The 6,076-nt window shown below is 55.2% G+C and carries 6 protein-coding genes; 1 reads left to right on the top strand and 5 read right to left on the bottom strand.

Annotation, left to right across the window (positions count from 1 at the left end; genetic code table 11):
* Positions 1-729: 729 nt before the first annotated feature.
* Together rlmB and cysS are read right to left on the bottom strand one after the other, a co-directional pair.
* A complete protein-coding gene (gene rlmB, locus L6990_RS07130) occupies positions 730-1,710 on the bottom strand; it encodes a 23S rRNA (guanosine(2251)-2'-O)-methyltransferase RlmB (protein WP_237203379.1) in 981 nt (326 codons plus the stop codon).
* Positions 1,711-1,797: 87 nt separating this feature from the next.
* On the bottom strand, positions 1,798-3,216 hold the full coding sequence (gene cysS, locus L6990_RS07125) for a cysteine--tRNA ligase (RefSeq protein ID WP_237203378.1): 1,419 nt from the start codon (positions 3,214-3,216) through the stop codon (positions 1,798-1,800).
* 103 nt (positions 3,217-3,319) lie between these two features.
* Between cysS and L6990_RS07120 the strand changes: the two genes are divergently transcribed.
* Positions 3,320-4,228 (top strand): alpha/beta fold hydrolase, encoded by a 909-nt coding sequence (locus tag L6990_RS07120; protein ID WP_237203377.1) that lies wholly within the window; start codon positions 3,320-3,322, stop codon positions 4,226-4,228.
* Between the two features lie 14 nt (positions 4,229-4,242).
* On the opposite strand, the gene ispF is transcribed toward L6990_RS07120, so the two are convergent.
* The 3 genes from ispF to L6990_RS07105 are packed head-to-tail and all read right to left on the bottom strand — an operon-like array spanning position 4,243 to position 6,013.
* Positions 4,243-4,731, bottom strand: a complete 489-nt coding sequence (gene ispF / locus L6990_RS07115) for a 2-C-methyl-D-erythritol 2,4-cyclodiphosphate synthase (protein WP_237203376.1) — start codon at positions 4,729-4,731, stop codon at positions 4,243-4,245.
* On the bottom strand, positions 4,728-5,507 hold the full coding sequence (gene ispD, locus L6990_RS07110) for a 2-C-methyl-D-erythritol 4-phosphate cytidylyltransferase (protein ID WP_237203375.1): 780 nt from the start codon (positions 5,505-5,507) through the stop codon (positions 4,728-4,730). Before ispD ends, ispF begins: the two co-directional genes overlap by 4 nt.
* A 20-nt stretch (positions 5,508-5,527) precedes the next feature.
* The gene (locus tag L6990_RS07105) at positions 5,528-6,013 is read right to left on the bottom strand and encodes a CarD family transcriptional regulator (protein ID WP_237203374.1); all 486 of its coding nucleotides are present in this window, start codon (positions 6,011-6,013) and stop codon (positions 5,528-5,530) included.
* Positions 6,014-6,076: the final 63 nt, after the last annotated feature.

Raw genomic sequence — 6,076 nt, 5'->3', positions numbered from 1 at the left:
CAAAACCAACAGGCCAACGATATTGTGTTGAACCCTAATGTTAGTTTGGACGAAAGAATCATTATTTGTTCTTTAGTGCGTTATTGAGTTTTCAAACAACAAACCGCATCACATCATATTCACACACGAAGCGTGTTCATGAACTGTTGTGTGATCAGTCATCAAATGGTGTTTTGTTTGTTACCCTTTGTTTGGGCAACTCGTCTAGTCTATCGTGTTCCTTATTGGTTGGCAACTCGTTTTAGCGTGATGCCAGCCACACTGTTTGTTGTTTAGATGTTCGCTTGTCCTTCAAATGATCAGTAGATGATCTTCTGGGTAACTGCGAGTCCTCTTGTTCTTCAAGCAGTGGGAAACACTATGTGATTAGGCGTTTTGTCGGCCCGTGGCTCTCGGGTTTTTCTCCCTGTGCCGCGGCGACTGGTAATACTTTACGCAGGTTCAAACAGGGGCGCAACTCGAAAACGAGCCAAAATCTCGCCCCAAGAGGTCAAAAAGAGTGATCGGCGCCAAGATAAAAGCTCTTCTTAACGCCAAAAGTCCTTGTCAGAGCGTTTGAGTGAAGCAGCTCTATGGCTTAAATCTATGACCTAGTACATATAATTTTCTTTCAAAAGGACTCTAAAAAAGGCATTTAAGGCAGAAAAACGCCCCAGAATCCTCCGCAAACACATTCTGCAAAGAAAATTCTGGGGCGTCATCTATCTAGAGAGCTAAAACTGAAGTTCTCTAGGCTGCGCGCCGGCGGGATACCTCGTAGAGAGAGATACCCACAGCCATAGAAGCATTGAGGGATTCCATAGCTGAGCTAATCGGGATGGATACAATCTGGTCGCACTTCTCAGTAACCAAACGTGAAAGCCCCTTTCCCTCAGAGCCCACCACAATCATCAGGGGTTCTGATGCCAGCTCAAGGTTGGGAAGATCGACGTCGCCGCCGCCGTCCAGACCTACGACGAAGACACCAGCGTCCTTTGCCTGCTCGATGACACGGACCAGGTTGGTTGCCTTAGCAACGGGGATGCGGGCAGCAGCACCCGACGAAGTCTTCCAGGCTGAAGCGGTCATAGCCGCGCTGCGACGCTCAGGGATAATGACACCGTTACCAGCAAAAGCAGAAACGCTGCGGATAATCGCACCCAGGTTGCGCGGATCGGTAATGCCGTCCAGAGCAACAAATAGAGGAGGGGTATCCATCTTCTTGTCGTACCAGCGGTCCATAGTATCTAGCACCATGTTGCCCGCATCGGGGTATTTGTAGGGAGGGATCTGCAGTGCCACGCCCTGGTGTACCGAGTTATCAGTCAGACGATCCAGCTCGCCTCGGCCAATTTCAAGGATAGGTAGACCCTGCTTGTTAGCCTCGGTCAAAATCTCACGCACACGGTCATCGACCTCAATACGGGACATCACAAAGAGAGTCTTAGCCGGGATGCCGGTCTGCAGAGCCTCAAGCACAGAGTTACGGCCGGTAGCCAACTCATCAGAGGCGCGCTTGCCACCCAGACGGGGTGAACGTGAGCGCATGGTGTTGGTCGCCTGACGATTCTCAGCAGCACGCTTCATCTTATGTGCCTTGTGGTAGACGCGGTCTTCAGCCTTGGGGGTGCTCCCGCGGCCCTCAAGAGCCTTACGTCCGTGACCGCCGGTGCCCTTTGAAGGGCCCTTCTTTTTGGTGGTTGCGCCGGGGCGCGAGCCAGCCTTAGCCATAGTATTCCTTTGATTGAAAGATTCTTGCTTGCCTACTAGCTTACCGACAGCACTGCATCTTTGGGACGAGAGCTAGGGCACGGCACGCTAACCGAGTGACCAGGTGGAGCCGCTCGCCCCGTCCTTAATCGTCAGGCCTGCAGCGGCAAGAGCATCACGAATTTCATCAGCCTTTGCCCAATCCCTGGTGGCACGCGCCTCGGTCCGCTGGGCCAGCATAGTCTGAATGAGAGAGTCCAGAGCGGCATGTTCCCCACCGGTATCTGCTGACCCGCCGAAATTCATGAGTTCCACCAGACCCAGCACCTTTGCCATGGCATACACCTCTGAGGCTTCGGTCTCAGCGCTGCTACCTGCTGCCAGCGCAGCATTACCGGCTTTAACCTTCTCATGCAGGACGGCGAGCGCTTGGGGGATGCCCAGATCATCATCCATCGCTTCAGCAAAGGCTGCAGGAACGGTGGAGCTGGCGCTGTGGTAGCTCTGAGTCTTTGCCAGGAAAGCCTCAATGCGTTCTACCGCGACGCGGGCTTCTTCTAGAGAGGTGGGGCGGTAGTCCAAGACCGAGCGGTAGTGCGCCTGGCCCAGGTAGTAGCGCACCGTCAAGGGACGAGCCGCAGCCAGCATGTCGTCGGGGGAAACTGTGTTACCAATGGACTTGGACATCTTTTCACCCTCATAGGTGACCAGACCGTTGTGCAGCCAGAAGTTGGCAAAACCGTAGCCAGCTGCTTGAGACTGTGCCATTTCATTCTCGTGATGGGGGAAGCGCAGGTCTAGACCGCCGCCGTGAATATCGAAGGTCTCGCCCAGGTACTTACCCGCCATGGCTGAGCACTCTAGGTGCCAGCCGGGGCGACCCTTACCCCAGGGGGAAACCCACGATGCGGTCTCCGGTTCACCCTGCTTGTAGCCCTTCCACAGGGCAAAGTCGCGGGGGTCTCGCTTGCCGCGGGGGTCAGCATCAGGAGCGTCCTGCATATCATCAATACTCTGGTGCGTCAGCGATCCATACTGCGGCCAGGAACGCACATCAAAGTAAACATCACCGGAGTCATCGAGGGCGGGGTAGGCATGGCCGCGGTCGATAAGACGCTGAATAAGGGCAAACATCTCGGGAACATGGCCGGTAGCACGCGGCTCATAAGTGGGAGGTGCAATATTGAGGGCGGCGTAAGACTGCCCAAAAATCTTCTCGAAACGGTAGGCCAGCGCCCACCACTCTTCGCGGGGGTAATCCCCGGTGTAGCCATCCCCGTAAGAAGCTGCGGAGTTAACCAGAATCTTGTCGTCGATATCGGTGACGTTACGAACCGTGGTGACCTTGTAACCGCGATAGGTCAGCCAGCGAGCCAGCTGATCAAAGACCAGGCCGGAGCGAATATGCCCGATGTGGGGTGCCCCCTGAACGGTGGCACCGCAGTAGTAGATGCGGGCCTCGCCGGGGTGAACCGGCTGGAAGTCGCGGATGGCTGAAGTTGCTGAATCGTAAAAACGTATAGTCACGTACCTCAGTTTACCGACTGGTACCAGGCTCTCGGTAGCTGGAGGTCATACGGTGTAAGAGGTGAGCAATGACTGGAGGGCATTCTGCGCCTAATATAAGCATGTGGCTCAACATCATCACCTCAAAGCAGTAAAGAACTCAACGGTCCGTCATCTCACGTTAGAGAGCGGACGAACCATTGAATGGCACGAATATGGCGTCACCGATGGTAGCCATACCTCTGTGGTGCTCTACTGCCACGGCACGCCAGGGTCAGGTTTAGAAGCACAAGTTTTTGATCTGGTTGCCCGCGCTGAGGGTGTACTGGTCTTGGCACCAGATCGTCCGGGCATGGGTGGAAGCAGCAACCTTAATACGCGCCCAGTGGTTGACTGGAATCAAGATGCTACTGCCCTACTGATTGAAAGAGAAGTTAGCCGGTGTGCGGTTATTGGATATTCCGGCGGTGCTCCCTATGCCCTTGCTCTGGCAGCCTCCGAGCCGAATCTGGTAGAAAATGTGGGCCTATTGGCTCCTTTTACCCACCAAAACAGCATCAGCAAACGTATAGATCTCACCACGGCGCCAGCGCATATGAGCTTGCAACGGTTCAGCTACCGCCTTCTGGTAACTCCCACTCTGCACCGCAGTGCGTCCTGGGCGATGCGGCAGCTCAGCCGCCTCTCTCGTTCGGAATCGGGGCTGATTGCTGCGCTCAATGCTGACGTTAATGGACAAACCTACCTGCAGCACCTAATGCAGAGTCACTTACACGCTATGCAGGATTCCACCCAAAGAACCGTTAACGATTTGACGGCACTTCACAGCCCCTGGGGCTTTGTCATCGATGATTTGTCTCAAGACATTGACGTCAGTGTCTGGGTAGGTAGCCGTGATCGAGTCATTAGCGTGCGAGGGGCACAAGACCTTGCCAGACAACTCCGGGGGAACCTCCATAAGTTACAGGGGTACGGGCATACAGCTATTTTCTCGCTAGCAGCCCCAGCCGCGCTGAAGGAACTAGTGAGCTAGCAAACCGCTGCATCCTAGCGGACGCTATCGCCCATCGTATAGATGAGTGCCACGGCAGTAGCCGCCACGCCCTCGCCACGGCCCGTCAGACCTAAACCATCAGTAGTAGTAGCCGTAACAGTAACCGGCGCACCTGCCGCCTCAGATAGGACGCGGTTAGCCTCCTCCCGTCGAGGGGAGAACTTAGGCCGGTTACCGATGAGCTGAACCGCAATATTACCGATATCGAAACCAGCCGCCCGTACAAGCCCCGCTGCCTCCGAAAGAACGCGCACACCAGAAGCGCCTGCCATATCGGGCCGGTCCACACCAAAGTTAGACCCTAAATCCCCAAGCCCTGCAGCCGAGAAAAGGGCGTCAGCAGCAGCATGAGCAACCACATCGCCATCCGAGTGACCAGATAAGCCACGTTGACCAGGCCAGTGCAGGCCTGCAACCCATAAGTCGGTGCCCTCCTGACCAAAAGCGTGAACATCTGTACCTGTTCCAATGCGGGGAATCATAGGATCTCCTTATCTGCGCCACCATGCAGTGCTTGTGCAAGGGCGAAATCAAGCGGGGTTGTAATTTTGAAAGATTCACTAGCACCAGCGACCGTTGCCACCGGTATCTGAAGTGTTTCTGCCAGCATGGCGTCGTCGGTGATGCTCTCTGCTGTGGCCTCGGGGAGGTCAGCTACTTGTCTGTGGGCCTCGAGCAGGGTAGGAAGATCAAACCCCTGTGGGGTTTGTACCGCCCGCAGCTCAGTGCGAGCAGGCGTCCCGGTCACGTAGCCCCGGTCATCAACAGTTTTGATCGTGTCTACCACCGGTAACACCGGAATAACAGCCCGCTCTCCCTCAGCAAGAGCGTTAGCTACCCGGTGAAAGACCTGGGCCGGAGTAAAACAGCGGGCAGCATCATGCACCAGGACGCCGGTGGGGGGAAGGTGGCTAAAACCCGGCTGGGTCTGAGCATTTGAAAGTGCTTTGAGTGCAGCGGTGACTGATTCTGCCCGAGTAGCACCCCCCTCAACGGCGAGGGCACCGAATTTCTGGCAGACCTGCCTTAAGTCCCTATCACCCGGCGGGACCGTGACGACGATGCGGGCCGCGACTCCAGCAGAGCGGGCGCCCTCTAGTGCCCATTCCAAGAGCGTCTTACCCGCTACCTTCACCGCTGCCTTGGGTACTGCAGCTCCTAGCCTAGAGCCAGAACCAGCCGCCACAATAACAAGAGCGAGCACCGAACCGTCAAATACGGTTTCGGTGCTCGCTGCATCAAAAAAATTCTCGCTCACAGTCAGTGAGCATACCCGATTTAGACCGCTTCTAGGATCTTATCGAGTTCTACCTCAGCGGCGGACTCTTCGATGTCCTTAGCCAGGGCTACCTCTGAGGAAAGAATCTGACGTGCCTTAGCCAGCATACGCTTCTCACCAGCAGACAGACCACGGTCATTCTCTCGGCGCCATAAATCGCGTACGACCTCAGCCACCTTCAAGACGTCACCGGATGCCAGTTTCTCAACGTTAGCCTTGTAACGGCGCGACCAGTTAGCAGCTTCTTCGGTATCGGTTGCCTGCAGGACGTCAATGACCTCCTGAAGACCTCGCTCATCAACGACATCGCGCACGCCGACCATATCAACGTTCTCTGCGGGAACCTCAATCACCAAGTCGCCATTAGCAACCTTGAGTTTCAGGTACATCTTCTCTTCGCCACGGATCTTGCGCATTTTAATCTCTTCGATTGTTGCAGCTCCGTGGTGAGGGTAAACGACGGTCTCGCCAACCTCAAAAACCATATGGATAAACCCCTTTCAGCCTATTTAGTCTACCATGAGAGGTTAATCGTGTAGTTTAAAGAT

Origin of the sequence: Rothia endophytica (assembly GCF_928381505.1) — a bacterium.
Lineage (GTDB): Bacteria > Actinomycetota > Actinomycetes > Actinomycetales > Micrococcaceae > Rothia > Rothia endophytica_A.
The sequence above is the reverse complement of the archived record's forward strand: the minus strand, read 5'-3'. Positions and strand labels throughout refer to the sequence as shown.

What these genes read in the sequence shown, in the direction of transcription:
- ispF (WP_237203376.1), bottom strand. Translation starts at nt 4,731, where the DNA reads ATGATTCCCCGCATTGGAACAGGTACAGATGTTCACGCTTTTGGTCAG.
- L6990_RS07105 (WP_237203374.1), bottom strand. Translation starts at nt 6,013, where the DNA reads ATGGTTTTTGAGGTTGGCGAGACCGTCGTTTACCCTCACCACGGAGCT.
- rlmB (WP_237203379.1), bottom strand. Translation starts at nt 1,710, where the DNA reads ATGGCTAAGGCTGGCTCGCGCCCCGGCGCAACCACCAAAAAGAAGGGC.